General features: G+C 39.1%; 10 protein-coding genes. 7 read left to right on the forward strand and 3 right to left on the reverse strand.

The genetic code is table 11. From position 1 onward, the window contains the following. Window positions 1-99: 99 nt before the first annotated feature. A complete protein-coding gene (putA, locus tag ACJJVZ_RS07445; protein ID WP_077535741.1) occupies window positions 100-3,903 on the reverse strand; it encodes a bifunctional proline dehydrogenase/L-glutamate gamma-semialdehyde dehydrogenase PutA in 3,804 nt (1,267 codons plus the stop codon). Window positions 3,904-4,072: 169 nt separating this feature from the next. On the opposite strand from putA, the gene ACJJVZ_RS07450 reads away from it, so the two are divergent. Then, window positions 4,073-4,555 carry a winged helix-turn-helix transcriptional regulator gene (locus ACJJVZ_RS07450; protein WP_193155849.1) on the forward strand — a complete coding sequence of 161 codons (483 nt, stop codon included), beginning with the start codon at window positions 4,073-4,075 and terminating at the stop codon, window positions 4,553-4,555. A 57-nt stretch (window positions 4,556-4,612) separates the two neighbouring features. Here the strand turns inward: ACJJVZ_RS07450 and ACJJVZ_RS07455 are convergent, their stop codons facing one another. Next, a complete protein-coding gene (locus ACJJVZ_RS07455) occupies window positions 4,613-5,218 on the reverse strand; it encodes a TIGR04211 family SH3 domain-containing protein (protein WP_193155848.1) in 606 nt (201 codons plus the stop codon). Between the two features lie 213 nt (window positions 5,219-5,431). Between ACJJVZ_RS07455 and ACJJVZ_RS07460 the strand changes: the two genes are divergently transcribed. After that, a complete protein-coding gene (locus tag ACJJVZ_RS07460; RefSeq protein WP_182701595.1) occupies window positions 5,432-6,955 on the forward strand; it encodes a CYTH and CHAD domain-containing protein in 1,524 nt (507 codons plus the stop codon). Continuing rightward, window positions 6,952-7,635, forward strand: coding sequence for an START domain-containing protein (locus ACJJVZ_RS07465; RefSeq protein ID WP_193155922.1), 684 nt, complete (start codon window positions 6,952-6,954; stop codon window positions 7,633-7,635). Before ACJJVZ_RS07460 ends, ACJJVZ_RS07465 begins: the two co-directional genes overlap by 4 nt. Window positions 7,636-7,784: 149 nt before the next feature. On the opposite strand, the gene ACJJVZ_RS07470 is transcribed toward ACJJVZ_RS07465, so the two are convergent. Then, window positions 7,785-9,302: a S10 family peptidase gene (locus ACJJVZ_RS07470; protein WP_405599449.1), complete on the reverse strand. Its 1,518-nt coding sequence runs from the start codon at window positions 9,300-9,302 to the stop codon at window positions 7,785-7,787. 634 nt (window positions 9,303-9,936) lie between these two features. Between ACJJVZ_RS07470 and ACJJVZ_RS07475 the strand changes: the two genes are divergently transcribed. The 4 genes from ACJJVZ_RS07475 (at window position 9,937) to mrcB (ending at window position 15,605) form a co-directional block, all read left to right on the forward strand. Beyond that, window positions 9,937-11,160, forward strand: coding sequence for a response regulator (locus tag ACJJVZ_RS07475; protein ID WP_182703404.1), 1,224 nt, complete (start codon window positions 9,937-9,939; stop codon window positions 11,158-11,160). A gap of 205 nt (window positions 11,161-11,365) precedes the next feature. Continuing rightward, complete coding sequence (locus tag ACJJVZ_RS07480; RefSeq protein WP_004587162.1) at window positions 11,366-11,704, forward strand: P-II family nitrogen regulator; 339 nt, start codon at window positions 11,366-11,368, stop codon at window positions 11,702-11,704. Window positions 11,705-11,713: 9 nt separating this feature from the next. Further along, window positions 11,714-12,943: an ammonium transporter gene (locus ACJJVZ_RS07485; protein WP_182703405.1), complete on the forward strand. Its 1,230-nt coding sequence runs from the start codon at window positions 11,714-11,716 to the stop codon at window positions 12,941-12,943. Window positions 12,944-13,253: 310 nt separating this feature from the next. Then, the gene (mrcB, locus tag ACJJVZ_RS07490) at window positions 13,254-15,605 is read left to right on the forward strand and encodes a penicillin-binding protein 1B (RefSeq protein ID WP_405599453.1); all 2,352 of its coding nucleotides are present in this window, start codon (window positions 13,254-13,256) and stop codon (window positions 15,603-15,605) included. Window positions 15,606-15,834: the final 229 nt, after the last annotated feature.

Here is a 15,834-nt window from a genome sequence, read left to right on the forward strand (position 1 = left end):
TTAGCCCACTAGGTTACAAACCTCGCGCCGCGATTCAACCGCCCCTAGATTGAACAAATTTCAATCCACAAAGAGCAACACGCCCTAGCTTTAAGCTAATTATTCATCGTCTTCAACAAGCGTCATTAGTGATGTATTACCACCCGATGCAGTTGTATCAATACTGATTGTTTTTTCAGTGATAAGACGCTTAATTAGCGTATCGTAATACTCTGAGCTGATCACGGGTAAAATAGCGCCTTTGCGTTGTGCAAGTTGTTGGCTAAAGTAGCCAAAACGAGACGAACGAGCAGCCACTACGGCACCCGCTAAATGAGGGTGCGCCAAGATAGCCTGTAACTGATTAGGTTTGGCTACTTGGAAAACGCCCTCAGCAACGCCTGTCGAGATAAACTTATCTTTAAAGGCAACGGCTTCATCATAAAATAACTCAGACGCTACTGTAATTACTGTGTTACCTGCAGCTATGGCAGTAATAATAGACAGTGCCCAGAAGTTAAATGATGTACTCTTATCCGCATAACACACTACGCAACCACGTGCTTCTAGATGAAGGGTATTAGACTCACCTGTAGGCCCTGGAAGAGTAGTAAATTTACGCATGTGCTTTTCAAGGCGGTTAAGCTGAGCGCGTGCTTCAGATAATGTTAATGCTAAATCGTCTGCTAAGTCGTCTATGATCTCTACTGTTGCAATTTTAGCTAGTAACTGACGCACCGCAGAAACACGGTCGTTCAGTGGTGTTGCACGCCAGATTTTTTCATCGCGCATTGAGTTAGCCATTAGCTTTTTAACTTGCTCATTTGCACCGCTGTAGTGGTGTAAATCAAGCTCGTCAGGCGTTAGGTTCGTCATTTGCACGTTATCTGGTGATGCTTTTTCTTTTACTAAACGTTGTAGATAGTTAGGACCGCCGGCTTTAGGGCCAGTACCAGATAAACCACGGCCACCAAACGGTTGCACGCCAACGATAGCGCCAATCATGTTGCGGTTAATGTATACGTTACCTGCACGTGACATTTTTGCTAAGTACTCACAGCGCTCTTCAATACGCGAATGGACACCCATTGTTAAGCCGTAACCTGTATTATTTATTTGATCCATCACATTATCAAGCTCGTTCGATTTAAAGCGGATAATATGAACACATGGGCCAAATACTTCACGTTTAAGTACCGATAGGTCTTTAATTTCGTATAAGCGAGGCGCAAAAAAGAATGCACCATTTTGTGTGTTATCAGGAATTTTGCACTCGTAATGAAGCGTCGCATTACCCTTTAGGTACTCAACATGATCGTTTAGGTTTTTAAGTGCTTTTTCATCAATCACAGGACCTACATCGGTAGATAGTAACGATGGGTCGCCAATATGCAGTTCAGCAAGTGCCCCTTTTAGCATATCGATTATGCCATCAGCTACATCTTCTTGAATAAATAAAACACGAAGAGCCGAACAGCGTTGACCTGCGCTTTGAAAGCCAGAACTAATTACATCGTCAACAACTTGCTCAGGAAGTGCTGTTGAGTCAACAATCATACAGTTTTGACCGCCAGTTTCTGCAATTAACGGTACTTGAATATCGTTACGAGCAGCCAGCGTTTGCGAAATTAACGTACCGGTTTCTGTCGAGCCGGTAAACATAATTGCTTGAATGCGTTCGTCTGGCACAATCACCTTACCGACTTCACTACCGCGAGCGATAACAGGTTGAACAACATGTTCAGGTAAGCCAACTGATAGCATAAGTTCAATTGCACGAAGGGCAATTAAGCTTGTTTGCTCTGCAGGCTTAGCAATTACAGTGTTACCTGTAACAATCGCAGCGGCAACTTGCCCTAAGAATATTGCAAGCGGGAAGTTCCAAGGGCTAATACATAGAATAACGCCACGGGCTTCAAAGCGTTCATCTTGCGATAACTCCTCAGCACGCGCTGCGTAGTAACGACAAAAATCAACCGCTTCACGTACTTCATCAATACCATCTTGTGCTACTTTACCTGCTTCTTTAATACAGATAGCGACTAGTTCGTCGTGATGACGCTCTAAAATATCAGCAACACGACGCAGTAAATTTGCACGTTCTTTCACCGGTGTTTGTGACCACGATTCAAAAGCCGCTTCAGCGTTAGCCAATAGCACTTTCATCTCTTCGCCAGTTTGTAATTTAACGTGACCGATGATTTCTTTATGATTCGCTGGATTTTTAACAGCCAGTGAGCCTTCAGGTACTTGACTTTGCTCAATGAGATGTTCGTTAAACCAACTTTCCAGATTTTCTTTGAAAGGGGTGATAACGTTTATATCGGTTAAATCCATGCCTTTAGAGTTAGCACGTTCTTCACCGTATAAATCAATCGGCATTTTGATTTGCGTATTGTACTTGTTACGCAGGCCTTGCAGTGTTTCTACTGGATCTGGCAGTAATGACTCAACCGGTTTTGTTGTATCAACAATGGCATTTACAAAGGAGGAATTAGCGCCGTTTTCTAAGAGGCGACGTACTAAGTATGCAAGTAGGTCTTCGTGTTGGCCAACAGGTGCGTACACGCGACACTGAATTTTTTCCTCGGTGACGATTTGGTCGAATAATGATTCACCCATACCGTGTAGGCGTTGGAATTCAAAGCCGGTGTTATCACCTTTTGCAACTTCTAAAATAGTAGCTGCCGTGTAAGCGTTGTGGGTTGCAAATTGCGGGTAAAGCACGCCGCGCGCTTCAAGCATTTTAATTGCACATGCTTTGTAAGAAACATCGGTTGTGGCTTTTCGCGTAAATACAGGGAAATGCTCTAAACCATCTTGTTGTGTGGTTTTGATTTCTGTATCCCAATAAGCACCCTTAACTAGGCGTACCATCATTTTACGACCCACGCGGGTCGCAAGCTCTGTTAGCCACTCTATAACGAAAATAGCGCGCTTTTGATACGCTTGAACCGCTAAACCAAACCCTTGCCAATCGCCTAAGTCTGTATCGCTAAATACGGCTTCAATTACATCAAGAGAGATGTCTAAGCGATCAGCTTCTTCTGCATCAACCGTAAAGCCGATATCGTATTTTTTAGCAGCAAGCGCAAGCTCTTTTAACTTAGGTACGATTTCTGCCATTACACGATCTTTATGAGTGAACTCATAACGTGGATGAATAGCTGAAAGTTTAACTGAAATACCTGGACTCTTAATTGGGCCGCGGCCGTTTGCTGCTTTACCAATGGCGTGTATTGCATTCATGTAGCTGTCAAAGTAGCGCGTCGCATCTTTCATTGTGCGCGCGCCTTCGCCTAGCATATCGTAAGAATATACATAGCCTTTTTGCTCTGTATCGGCAGCACGTTCAATTGCTTCGTCAATGGTACGACCCATAACGAATTGCTTACCCATAATTTTCATAGCAAAATTTACAGATTTACGAATAACCGGTTCACCTAAACGACCAATGGTTCTTTTAAGCATGCCAAACTGCTGCTCTTTCGTTTTATCTGTGTAGTTAACCATTTTACCGGTTACTAATAATCCCCATGACGACGCATTTACAAATAAAGAATCGCTGCTTCCTAAATGAGAGCTCCAATCACCTTTTGCTAACTTGTCGCGGATCAGAACTTCTTGAGTTGCTTTATCTGGTACGCGAAGTAAGGCTTCAGCCAAACACATTAATACAACGCCTTCTTCACTTGATAGTGAAAATTCATTTAAAAGCGCGTCAACACCGCCTTGCCCATCTTGTTCTTTACGAATGTTTAAAACAATCTGGCGAGCTCTTTCCCATGCACGACTTCGTGCTTTTACACCGACTTCTGCAAGCGGTAAAATATGATCAATAACCGCATTTTCATCAATGCGGTAAAAGTCACGAATTTTTTGTCTGATAGGACAGTGTGTTGTCAAATCGCCTTTGAATAACATAAGCAACTCCCAGGAGTGTTAAGATTTAAAGTAAAATTAATTACCAATAAATTACCAGTGATATAATGTGTGCATTCTAATTAAATTTCAGCAGAATATGCTGGTTAAATTTCGCGTTTTACGATAATTTACAGGGCATAAATTTAACTTATCCGCATAAAATTCTGTTATGACAATTCCAAATAGATTACGGCTGTTAGATCGCATCGATTTAGCAATATTAGACGTTCTCCAAAAGAACGGCAGAATTTCTAATGTTAACCTCGCAAAGCAGGTTAATTTGAGCGCTAGCCCATGCCTTGATCGTGTAAAACGATTAGAGCAAGATGGTTACATCGAAGGCTACTACGCCAAGTTAAGTGAAGCAAAACTTAACCAAAGTTTAGTGGCACATGTGCAAATATCACTTGTTGCCTCAAATACCGCTGTATTTAAGGTGTTCAGAGAGCATGTTATAAGAATTAAACAAGTTGTTGAATGTGACATGGTTGCTGGTGGCTATGATTACTTATTAAAAATACGAGTGTCTAATATGGAAGAGTATAGGCAAGTTTTGGGTGACTTAGTCGATATTCCGGGCGTAGGTACGCACCATACTTATATGGTTATTGAAAAAATAAAAGAGGATAAGGGATTACTAATTGATATTTGATAGGTAACTAATAGGGGTAAAATACACAGGTTATTTTACCCCAAACATTAATTACGTTTATGCCCAGCCTTCGTAACGTTTACGACGCGATAGGACAATTGTTAAAATGATACCTAAAAACAAGCCTAAGAAAGCAATCGCACTACCATAAGTCAGTAATTGGCGCTTCTCTTGGGCGCTGACAGATTCTTTTTGAGCCCGTTCTTGTTCTAACGTCGCTTTTAATTGAGCAATTTGCTCAGACAGCTGTAGGTTTTGATCTGTTAAAGCCTGATTTTGTTCTTGTAACTGCGGTAATTTAATTTGAGCAGTACGCAGGTTTTCTTGTATATTGCTTATTTCGTCACTCAATACCTTGTATTGTTGCTTTAAGCCTGCTGTTTTAGTCACAAATTTAGTTTCGATCCAGCCTTCACGCTCTTTATCATCTTTAATTTTTATAAAGCCATTTTCTTCGCCAGATAACACAGTTAATTTTGTTCCCGCGTCTACAGAGCCAAGTAATCTATAGTCTTTACTCGCCCCTGAGCGCATAAAAGTGTATAAGTTATCGATAATATAGGCGGTATTTTCATCCGTTGAGTTTGTATCTTGTGCTTCTTGCGCGTAACTCATGAATGTGGTGGCTGTTAAAAGTAGCCCTAATAAACAATGTTTTAGCATTTATCTACCTTGTTGATCTAGCTGTGTCCGTTATAAACGTGATTTTATGTCACATAAGTAACTAGATAGTATGGATTAAATAACGTAATAGCAAGGTAGATATTGTAACTCTGCCCCTATTTTGATGGCAAAATAAGGCTAAAAAATTTGCATTGTGTGTGTGCTTTGTTTATTTTGAGCACTTATTTATTTTAAAGGTAATCCGCAGACCGAATGGATACTGAGATAGAACTGAAGTTTTTGGTATCAGATGCCGTAATTCCACTGATCCCCTCGCTAATTACTCAATTTGCTAAAACTGTTATTAATAAGCCCTCGCGCAGTTTGCAAAATGCATACTACGACACGCCGAGTCGTGAACTTAGAGCCCTTGATATTGGTTTTAGAACCCGTTGTGCAGATAGCCAATGTGAGCAAACTATAAAGCTTGCAGGCGAGGTCGTTGGTGGTTTGCATCAACGACCTGAGTATAACCTGCCTATTGACTCAAACCGCCCTAATTTGATGGCGTTCAATGTTGATATATGGCCTCATGGCATGCAAGTTAGTTCAATCTCGCAAAATTTATACCCTATTTTTAGTACTAACTTTATTCGTCGTACATGGCTAATTGAAACAGAGACTGGCGGGAAAATTGAAGTGGTACTCGACAAGGGGGAGATTGCAGCAGCCGGCCAGATAGAGGTTATTAGTGAACTTGAAATTGAGTTAATTGAAGGTAGTCGAAATGAGTTATTCGCTTTAGCGGATAAGTTAGTAAGTCAAAGTTGCATCCGCTTAGGGTTATATTCAAAAGCAGCTCGTGGGTATCGACTTGCAGACGATAAACCTTTAAAACCAAGTAAGTCAATTGGGTTTGTGCAGTTAACGAATACATCAAGCCAAGAAAAAGCATTGATGGAAGCGATGAATTTTGGCATTCGGTTTGTGCAAAAACACGAACAGTGTTACTTCGATAAACCAAGTTTAAAAACGCTAAAAAGAGTGACGGACGGCATTAGCTTAATTCGCCATACGTTTTGGTTATACGACGATATTGTTTCTAAAGAAAATACCGAGTATTTACGTACTGAACTTAAGTGGCTGTTGAGTGAATTAGCATGGGTAGAAAATGCGATTCAATTAAAAACATACACATCTAAACGTCATGCATTTTACAAAAAGATAAATGCAGCGCCTGCCTTAGCTCAAGTTATTAATGATTTAAAAGAATTACAGCCAAGCATTGATGATATTAATGCGCTATTTCACAGTGCGCGTTATAACCGTTTACTGCTATCGCTAACAACGTGGCTGATAGATAAACAATGGCGTAAAGATTGGGGCCAAGTTGAGCTTCAAGCTTCAGAAAAGCCGGTTTTATCAATTGCAAATCGGTTGTTTAATAAAGACTGGAAAAACCTTCATCACTTATTACCTAAAGAGCAAACACTCAACGTAACTGATTATTTGAGTTTGCGAATGCAGTTAGAAAATAGCCTGCTGAGCGGTAATTGTTTAGGCTCTTTATTTGATAATGAAGAGCGGTTAGAGTTTCGACTGCCTTGGTTAGATATTTCCCATGGTATGTATGAGCTGAGCACGCTAGAGTATTTAAAGCAGCTATGCGCGGGTCAGGAAGATGAGCAGCTTGCTAAGATTCAATCTTGGCTTGAGCAAAAATCTGAATACTTAGTCAGCGCTATGGAACAAAGCCGGCTTGCGTCTTTTGATAAAGACCCTTATTGGCAAAAATGAGAGTAACGCACTTTTGTAATATCAACTTAATTCAAAAGTGCGTAGGCATTGTGCTTTTAACTCAATGCTTTTACGTTTACTCAGAGCCTGTATGGCAAGAGTATAAAAATAAGCAAGGAGTGAGTGTACATTATCAAAGTCACAGCGATAACACGTTTGAAGTTAAAGGTGAGGTGGATGTAGAGTACGTATCTGCAAAGGACTTTTTAGAATTACTCAGTGATACAAATGTAGCTCCGCACTGGGTAGAAAATGTCTCCAAAGTACGTGTCATTAAAACGTTAAGCCCTTCAGAAAATATTGTATATAGTTACTTTGACTCTCCATGGCCAATAGCGAATAGAGATGTTGTAACCTATTCGTGTTACTCACAATTAACCCCGCAACAAAGTTTACTTGTTGTTAAAGCGCATCTAAATGAGCTGCCACTTTATAAAAATGTGGTCAGAATCGAAACCTTAACTGCACATTGGTTGTTAACTCAACACAATGGTAGTTTAAATATCGTTTATCAGGTTTACGCATTGCCAGGTGGAATTATTCCTACTTGGGTTAACAATAAAGTAGGGCTCAATAGTGTTTTTAAAACCCTTTTTAATTTACGCGATATGCTGGCCCATAAAAAGTATCAAGCAAAGGAGCCTGTAATTGAAGCAGGAGCATGCTTAAGTACTGAGTAGACAAGGTTTTACAACCTCGAATTATTTTCAAGTTTACTTAAATTACTTACAAAAATAGGGGGACGGCTGTACAGAACAGGATATTTAATTTTTAAACGTGATCAACTGTAAAAAAATGGCTCAAAGCAGAGCCATTTATAAATTGACGATTAATATTTTGCTGCCTGAGCCTCTTTAGGCAAGGCTTTTAGTATAAAGTCGCGCAAGTCATTATTTGAGCGCTTAAGGTCTGCATGACGAAGGTACATCATGTGTCCGCTTCTATAGCCTTTAAAGCTTAAACGGTCTTTCATTTTTCCGCTTGGATCTAATTGCCACAATGTATATTTAGCATCAAAGTAATTAGTTGCACCATCAAAGTAGCCTGATTGAATCATTACATTTAAATATGGATTTTGTGCCATTGCTAAACGCAGATTTTCGCCAGCATTATTACCCGTTCTATCCCATGGATGGACATTGCCAAATAAATTGTATTTTACATCAGTTTTATAGTTTAGCTCGTCACGTAAATAGTGATTTATTGCTGGTGTAAATGAGTGTAACCACGAAGTCAGTTCAGCCCAATAATCTGGAGACTCACCCGCATCACGTTTATCTATTCCTAAATAACGAGAGTCTAGGCGACCGACTGTTTGACCGCGATCGCGCAGTAGCTCTTTCCAGAAAAATTGAGTTGGAATATCTAAGTTATTTTGTTTAACAAACTTCTCTGACAAGCCTGCATAATCGGCCATTTTCTTTATAATGCGATGCTTTTCGTCTGCGGCAATAAACCCGCCTTTCGCTAATGCTGGGATCAATTCGTTGATTGTAAATTGCTCTACTTCGGGGAGTAACTCGTCTAAGTCTTTAGCTTGTAAATCGGTTTTAAGTGTTTTGTGGTACCAAGCCGTAGCTGCAAAATAAGGCAGGCGGTTAGCTGCTTTAATTGGCCCGTCGCGTTTTATGCCTATATCTGTGGGCGATACAAGTACAACACCATTTATATACATCCATTGACTATTTTGAAGCTCATGAGCAAGGCCTGATACACGTGTTGTACCATAGCTTTCACCGATTAAAAATTTAGGTGAACGCCATCGTTCAGCTCTGTTTACAAATGTATTGAGCCACTCTGCAAGGTATTTAATATCGGCGTTAACACCAAAAAATAGCTCTTTTTGTTTTGCTTTAGTAGGAAGCTCGCCTTTATCGTTTTCCAGTACGCGAGAATAGCCAGTATTAACTGGGTTTACATACACAATATCGGCAACATCAAGTACGGAATAAGGATTGTTTTTTACGCCATAAGGTTGGATTGGGTAGCCTTCATCATCGATTTTTAAGACACGAGGGCCAGTATAAGCGAGATGCATCCAGACTGAGGCAGAACCAGGTCCACCATTAAAGGAAATAAGTAATGGGCGTGTTGTATTATCATCTACTTTGTCGCGCGTGTAATAAGTGTATTGCAGTGTTGCAACAGCGTTGTCTTTATCATCCCAAACAGGCTGTGTGCCAGTTGCTACAGTATAGGTAAAGCGTTGACCGTTTATATTCGCTTTGTGTTGGGTTATTACTTTGCTATCAATGTCGATGCGGCGTTCGTTACTTGCAAGAGAGACGCTACTGAGTATTAATGCAATCACAGTTATCGGTAAACTGATAATACGACTAAGCTTCATGATGTTTCCTAATTATTGTTGATAAGCTATTAAAGATAATAATGAGCAAAATAACAAAAGTATTGAGACTAGTCGTCGATATTACTAGTTAAGTAAAAATAATACGTTTAAAAAAGGCTGTTTTCTGTTTACTTATTTAGCTAATCGTAAAAATCAGGTATATTTATTAGGGTCTGTTGAACTTTCAAGGTTAAATTTGCAGCAGTCTGTTTGGTATTTAGGCAAGGCAGCGCCTATGTAGTGTGGTTATTCCCCATAAATAGGCGATAACGCAGCATCAATGCCAAACAGGCGCTGCCCAAAGGGTTCTTCCTAGGGGCTATTTACTCTTTGTTGCTCGGTTTTTACTTAGCCCACTAGGTTGCAAACCTCGCGCCGCGATTAAATAGCCCCTAGTTTGAACAAATTTTAATCCGCAAAGATCAACAGACCCTAGTAGTTTGTATTTAGAGTTTGCAAACTATTACCAATCAAATCTAATGGAATTCGCTTTAATTTTAATGCGCAATATAACAATGCTTAGCAGGATGTTTATTATTCACGAGTTTTTGCTATTTTAGCTGCAAAAATGAAGTGCGATTATTTTATATTTGTTACTGACGGTATAAAGTTAACCAAAGTAAAGAGAAGAACTATGCAAAGAGTATTAGTGGTTGAAGACAGTAAAGTAGTACAGCAGGTTTTACGCCACTTAACTGCACAGTACCTTGATGTCGCTATTGATTTTGCTTGGTCTTTAGCTGAATGTAAAAGCTATGTAGAAAAATATGATTATTCACTCGCTTTAGTTGATTTGACCCTACCAGATGCGCCTCATGGTGAAGTTGCGCAGTACACCTTGACTAAAAAAATCCCCACAGTTGTACTTACGTCTAAAATTGACGAATACAAACGCCAGCAAATGCTTGAACTTGGTGTTGTTGATTACGTAATTAAGGATAATCGTGATTCTTATCATTATGCCGTAAAGCTTGTGGCGCAATTACTAAGAAACCAAGGGTGCAAAGCGCTTATTGCCGATGATTCAATGCTGAGCCGCTCATTAATGAAGCAAATGTTAGAAAAACAATTGTTTGATGTAACCGTAGCTAATGATGGCCAAGAAGCGCTTAATCTATTAAAAGCGGATCCAGAGATAAAGTTGTTAATGACTGACTATGCTATGCCTGTAATGGATGGCTTTGAACTTGTTAAAGCGGTTCGTCATTTTAGAGGCCGTGATGATTTAGCTATTATTGGTTTGTCAGGTGCGGGCAAGCATGGTTTATCAGCGCGATTTATTAAATATGGCGCAAACGACTTTTTGACTAAACCGTTTATGAATGAAGAGTTCCACTGTCGAGTATTGCAAACAATGGAGCAGCTTTCATTAATTGCAGATATAAAAGAAAGTGCCTTTAGAGATGATTTAACGGGTTTGTATAATCGCCGTTATTTTTATCAATATGCGGAAAAGCTATTAAAAAATAGAAATCAAAATAATACGCTCGCTTTACTTGATGTTGATCTTTTTAAAAATATTAATGACAAATTTGGTCATGAAGGTGGAGATCAGGCGTTAAAACAAGTAGGTTCACTTATTCGTTCTACGTTCTCTAACTTTATAGTTGCGCGAGTAGGCGGTGAAGAGTTTGCAATTATTTTACCTGAAATCGAACTAACAAAGGGCAGAGAATATTTAGAAGCATTTAGAAAAAAAATGGCGAGTTATGATTTTTCTATCAGTGACAAGTCTTGCACTATTACTATAAGCATTGGTTTAGCTGAGTTTCAAAATACCAGTTTAACTGATGCTATGCGGACGGCCGACAGCGCTTTGTATAAAGCTAAAAATAAAGGTCGTAATTGTATCGCATAATATTTAGTTAGCTTTTTAGTGCGAGGTTAGTTTACGCACCAATGTAGCTATATTGTTAATATAACGCACCTAAATGGTGCGTTTTTTTTGGTTTTATTTTTATTTTTATCTTTAAGTTATTGTTTAAATTAAATATAAAATACTGGCATAAAGGTTGGATTGTATTAATCAACAGGATAACAATAAAGAGTCCGAGGGGGCCGCTATGAAAATGATTAGTGCAATTATAAAACCATTTAAATTAGATGATGTGCGTGAAGCACTTGCTGATTTAGGAATTGAAGGAATGACTGTCGTTGATGTAAAAGGCTTTGGGCGTCAACGAGGTCATACAGAGTTATACCGAGGTGCAGAGTATCAAGTTGATTTTATTCCTAAAATTAAACTTGAAATTGCAACTCGAACTGAAAACTGCCAGCGTGTTGTAGAGGCAATTACTAAAATCGCATCAACAGGTAAGATCGGTGATGGCAAGATTTTTGTATACGACTTAGATCAAATTGTTCGTATTCGTACTGGCGAACTTGACGAAGAAGCGATTTAAGGAGGCATCATGGAAAATACAATAATAGAATTAAAATTCTCACTCGATACCTTCTATTTTTTAATATCAGGTATATTAGTAATGTGGATGGCAGCAGGTTTTGCGATGTTAGAGGCGGGTTTAGTTCGCTCTAAAAACACCGCTGAAATTTTGACTAAAAATGTCGCGCTCTATTCAATAGCATGTACGATGTTTTTATTAGTTGGCTACAACATTATGTATGTAGACAATATTGAAGGCGGTTTAATTCCCTCAATAGGTGCTTTAATTGGTACACAAGCTGCTGATGCAAATCATTCTTTAGAGTCTGATTTTTTCTTTCAAGTCGTTTTTGTTGCAACTGCCATGTCGATTGTGTCAGGTGCTGTTGCTGAACGTATGAAACTATGGGCCTTTTTAGCATTTGCTGTTGTTCTGACTGGCTTTATTTACCCTGTTGAAGGTTATTGGACATGGGGCGGCGGTTTTTTATCTAAAATGGGCTTTGTTGATTTTGCAGGCTCTGCAATCGTGCATGGCGCAGGTGCTGCCGCCGCACTAGCAGGTGTTTTAATTTTGGGAGCTCGTAAGGGGAAATACGGTAAAAATGGTGAAATATACCCAATTCCAGGTTCAAACTTGCCCCTTGCTACACTCGGTACGTTCATACTATGGATGGGCTGGTTTGGCTTTAATGGTGGTTCTCAATTACTGCTTTCTGATAAAGAAAATGCAACAGCGGTAGGTCAAATATTACTAAATACTAATGCCGCAGCTGCAATGGGAGCTATTGCTGCGCTGTTTGTGTGTAAAGTACTTTGGGGTAAATCAGATTTAACTATGGTATTAAATGGCGCATTAGCAGGCTTGGTTGTTATCACCGCAGACCCTCTTTCACCATCACCAGTAATGGCTTGCTTATTAGGTTTACTAGGGGGGGCTTTGGTTGTATTTAGTATTGTTGCTCTCGATAAAGTTAAGATTGATGACCCTGTAGGTGCAATCTCTGTACACGGTGTGTGCGGTGCATTAGGCATTATGTTAGTACCGCTAACCAATGCTGACGCAAGCTATGTTAATCAGCTAATAGGTCTAGTATGTATTCTTGCCTTTGTATTTGTAGCATCATTTATTGTTTGGACTGTGCTTAACAAAGCAATGGGTATACGTGTAACCGAAGAAGAGGAGCTAAACGGGATGGATCAACACGATTGTGGTATTGAAGCCTACCCAGAGTTTGTTTCTGTTCGAAATAGCTAATAGTTTATTTAAATAATAGTGTGTTTATACCAATTTTATTAAAAACATGGTTATTTTAGCGTATTAAATAACTCACTAACTACGTTAAAAATTATATATAGAACAACTATGTATCATAATTTTAGTCTTGTTATTGAGCTATTTTCTTATCGCTATAATAGATCACTAATTTAATGCAATTGGTATTACACAAAGCCCTACTTCGGTAGGGCTTTTTTTGTTTCAGGAAGGGTTAACTTTTCGGATGTTAGGGTATGTTCAATATGCTAAGCTCACACTCGTGAATAACCTTGGAATAAATTACACTTAAATGGCTGATAATAAAAAAATACCTACCAGTAAACCTGCAACTAAACGTGTGAGTAAACCATCAGGCACTGCAAAGAAAAAAAACTCAAAAACCTCAAAAAGCACTAAAAAAGCAGCAAAAAAAACGTTGCAACGCTCTTTCATGAAAAAAATATGGTCAGTGTTTTGGAAGCTAAGTTTGGCAGTTTTTATTGCCATGGCAATGTATTTTATTTATCTAGATTCAAAAATAACACGTCAATTTGAAGGAAATAAATGGCAACTTCCAGCGCAAGTTTATGCGCGGTCAATGGCATTTTATCCAGGACAATTTTTATCAAGCCAAGAAGTAATATGGGAACTTGAACGTCTAAATTATTCATCAGTTAATAGGTTAAGTCGAACAGGGCAGTTTGTTAAAACGGCCAGTAGTATTAAAATTTATCGTCGTGATTTTGAGTTTTACGATGGATTTGAAGCGTCGCATATTATTGAATTGCGTTTTTCAGGGCAAAAAGTCGCAACGATTAAAGATAAGTTTGGCAGACGCTTAAATAGTGCGCGCTTAGAGCCTGTTCAAATAGCCCGTATAGGTAATGATTCTAAACAAGATAGAGAGTTTGTGCCGCTTGATAAATTTCCAGCCATGTTAAAAGACACATTATTAGTGGTTGAGGATCGTAATTTTTATGAGCATCATGGTGTGTCGGTGTTTTCTATTTTACGGGCGCTTTACACTAATATACGCGCAGGTCGTACAGTTCAAGGCGGTAGTACACTTACTCAGCAACTAGCTAAAAATATTTACTTAACGCGTGAACGTTCTTTAATGCGTAAAATAAATGAGGCATTTATTGCTCTTATTCTGGATTATCGCTATTCAAAGGATCAAATATTAGAAGCGTATTTAAATGAAGTCTATTTAGGGCAATCTTATAACCAAGGCGTGCACGGTATGGGGCTCGCTGCAGACTTTTATTTTTCTAAACCCGTTGATGAACTAGAATATGATCAAATTGCTCTGCTGGTGGCAATGGTTAAAGGACCCTCTTATTACAACCCTCGTCGTTACAAAGAGCGCACAATGGAGCGTCGAGATCTCGTTCTGCGTCTTATGGTAGAAAATAAACTGCTTAGCACAAAGGAATATCGCGCATCGCTTAAACGCCCTATTGATATTGCGCCAATGAAAGCAAGTTTACAAAAATCATACCCAGGCTATTTAGAGTTAGTAAATCGAGAATTAAATAAGCTATTACCAAATAAACAAACGCTTGATGCCGGCGTTAGAGTATTTACTTATTTTGATCTACAAAAACAAACAGCAATGGAAGAGTCGATAAAAAATAGTCTACCGTACTTAGAAAGACGTCCAAAAACAGAAAAATTAGAAACGGCGATGATTTCTGTTAACGTAGAAAAAGGCGGTGTGTCTGCGCTTGTTGCAGGCCGTGATGTGCGTTACTCGGGCTTTAATCGTGTTTTAGATACAAAGCGTAATATAGGATCGCTTGTTAAACCCGCAGTGTACTTAACGGGGCTACTATTACCGCATTATAATTTAGCTACACTGCTTGATGATTCACCATTACAGGTGACAAACGAGCAGGGTAATGTGTGGCAACCAGAGAATTTTGATCATCAATACCGTGGTGCAATCCCACTTTATAAAGCATTTAGTAATAGTATTAATATTCCAGCGGTTAATTTAGGGCTTGATGTCGGTGTCGACCAAGTAGCAAAGACTTTAAAAGGGCTCGGTGCGACGGGGAGAATAGATGAATACCCATCGCTACTTTTAGGTGCTATTGAAATGTCTAGTTATGAAGTTGCCCAATTATATACAACGATAGCTGCAGATGGCGAATACAGACAACTTACTGCAATATCGGCCCTTACCGATTCTGTAGGCAAAGTGCTTTATAAGCATATTGTAAAGCCAGAATCCAGATTTGATAAAGACGCGATTTACATGACTAAGTACGCAATGAAGCGTGTAACTAAAGACGGTACCGCTAAACGCTTAAATTTACATTTTCCGTCAATTCAACTAGCAGGTAAAACGGGAACCAGTAATGATTTGCGTGATAGCTGGTTCGCAGGGTTTGATCAAAACACGGTAACGGTAGCTTGGCTTGGCCGAGACGATAATAAAAGTACGGGACTAACTGGCAGTGTTGGGGCGCTAGAAACGTATATTCGCTATTTAAAACCACTTAATCCCCAAGCCATTGCGGATACACGGCCAGCATCAATTCGCTGGGCGTTTGTTAACGAGCAAACTGGAAAACAAGCCCCACCAGGCTGCGGAAAAGTAATTCAATTACCTTTGAGAGCCAGTGAATTTGAACCTAGACCAAGTTGTTTTCGTTAGAGAGTAAGATTCAAATCTTTAGTAACCTGATACAGTTTGAGTGTGCATCTCTCATTTATATATTTAAGAATTGATTGACTAACGCACTTTTTTAGTTGGAGTAACTATTTTAGAAACGCAATTGTGTATTTTACATGTTTTTCGTTATATTTTGTTTAATGTCCCTTGGTTTTATTGTTATATATGTTTACAAAATAATTTTATTTGTTAATGTTTAGGTTCTCTTATT

This window comes from Pseudoalteromonas sp. Ld19 (assembly GCF_045064135.1).
GTDB lineage: Bacteria > Pseudomonadota > Gammaproteobacteria > Enterobacterales > Alteromonadaceae > Pseudoalteromonas > Pseudoalteromonas aliena.

Coding starts and splice junctions, on each gene's coding strand:
- putA (WP_077535741.1), bottom strand. CDS start 3,903: ATGTTATTCAAAGGCGATTTGACAACACACTGTCCTATCAGACAAAAA.
- ACJJVZ_RS07450 (WP_193155849.1), top strand. CDS start 4,073: ATGACAATTCCAAATAGATTACGGCTGTTAGATCGCATCGATTTAGCA.
- ACJJVZ_RS07455 (WP_193155848.1), bottom strand. CDS start 5,218: ATGCTAAAACATTGTTTATTAGGGCTACTTTTAACAGCCACCACATTC.
- ACJJVZ_RS07460 (WP_182701595.1), top strand. CDS start 5,432: ATGGATACTGAGATAGAACTGAAGTTTTTGGTATCAGATGCCGTAATT.
- ACJJVZ_RS07465 (WP_193155922.1), top strand. CDS start 6,952: ATGAGAGTAACGCACTTTTGTAATATCAACTTAATTCAAAAGTGCGTA.
- ACJJVZ_RS07470 (WP_405599449.1), bottom strand. CDS start 9,302: ATGAAGCTTAGTCGTATTATCAGTTTACCGATAACTGTGATTGCATTA.
- ACJJVZ_RS07475 (WP_182703404.1), top strand. CDS start 9,937: ATGCAAAGAGTATTAGTGGTTGAAGACAGTAAAGTAGTACAGCAGGTT.
- ACJJVZ_RS07480 (WP_004587162.1), top strand. CDS start 11,366: ATGAAAATGATTAGTGCAATTATAAAACCATTTAAATTAGATGATGTG.
- ACJJVZ_RS07485 (WP_182703405.1), top strand. CDS start 11,714: ATGGAAAATACAATAATAGAATTAAAATTCTCACTCGATACCTTCTAT.
- mrcB (WP_405599453.1), top strand. CDS start 13,254: ATGGCTGATAATAAAAAAATACCTACCAGTAAACCTGCAACTAAACGT.